Raw genomic sequence first — 852 nt, 5'->3', positions numbered from 1 at the left:
GTACATTTTTTGTTTCTAAAAATCTAAACTTAGTATTCAGACAAACAAGTGATGCAATAATAATCCCATTTAAATGAATCTTTTACTTGGCTTTTTGCCTCGTTTCAAAGAACGATGTTTTACGGCACGAGATAAAGATTTGAACCAACTACGTAAGAAATGTTGCTAGCTTAGCAAGGACTTCGTTCATAATCATGGGGGGAACTGCTTCCATTTTCTTTCCCTGACGCGCTCCAATATCAAGAGCACGTGGTTGGTCACAACGTATTATGCCCGTTGTATGTAATCCCACTCCCATTAATGAGACAGCAAAGCCTGCTGTTCTAGCAAAATTTCCTCCGCTTGTAATAGGCAAGACAATAGGTGTTTTCGTTACATGATTAAATGCTTCCGGTGATACAATTAATACAGGACGCGTTCCTTTTTGTTCATAACCCGAAGATGGATCAAGAGATACCAGCCAAATTTCGCCTCGCTTCATCACAACAGCTCTTTACCAACAGGTTTAGCATCAAACCATTCTATATCCTCATCTACAAAATCATCTGACGGATTACATTGGGCTAACAATTCATCAAGAGTATAACTAGGAAATGTTTGTGGTTTCACAACTAATTGTCCATTATCAATAGTCAAACCAACTTGCGCATTTTCAGAAAGATGAAGGACATCAAGCAGTGAGGGTGGTATAGAAAGCATCACTGATCCTCCAACTTTACGTAATTTCGTTGTATGCATAAAAACAACCTCTCCAAAATATTATATAAAAATATAACATTTTAAAAGCTATTTCAAGAGTTTCTAATACTTTTATAAACATACTAGTAAAACATTTAGCATTTATTTTTTTTG

2 protein-coding genes are annotated in these 852 nt (G+C 35.9%); both read right to left on the bottom strand.

The window, feature by feature from the left end:
- Positions 1-148 precede the first annotated feature (148 nt).
- Positions 149-481: a type II toxin-antitoxin system PemK/MazF family toxin gene (locus tag BN338_RS09320; protein ID WP_039761448.1), complete on the bottom strand. Its 333-nt coding sequence runs from the start codon at positions 479-481 to the stop codon at positions 149-151.
- Positions 481-738: an AbrB/MazE/SpoVT family DNA-binding domain-containing protein gene (locus BN338_RS09315; RefSeq protein WP_039761445.1), complete on the bottom strand. Its 258-nt coding sequence runs from the start codon at positions 736-738 to the stop codon at positions 481-483. Before BN338_RS09315 ends, BN338_RS09320 begins: the two co-directional genes overlap by 1 nt.
- Positions 739-852: the final 114 nt, after the last annotated feature.

The sequence above is a fragment of the Bartonella queenslandensis AUST/NH15 genome (assembly GCF_000312585.1).
GTDB classification, from domain to species: Bacteria; Pseudomonadota; Alphaproteobacteria; order Rhizobiales; family Rhizobiaceae; genus Bartonella; species Bartonella queenslandensis_A.
Note: the sequence above shows the minus strand (reverse complement) of the source record. Positions and strands in the feature narration are given on the sequence as shown.

What these genes read in the sequence shown, in the direction of transcription:
- BN338_RS09320 (WP_039761448.1), bottom strand. Translation starts at nt 481, where the DNA reads ATGAAGCGAGGCGAAATTTGGCTGGTATCTCTTGATCCATCTTCGGGT.
- BN338_RS09315 (WP_039761445.1), bottom strand. Translation starts at nt 738, where the DNA reads ATGCATACAACGAAATTACGTAAAGTTGGAGGATCAGTGATGCTTTCT.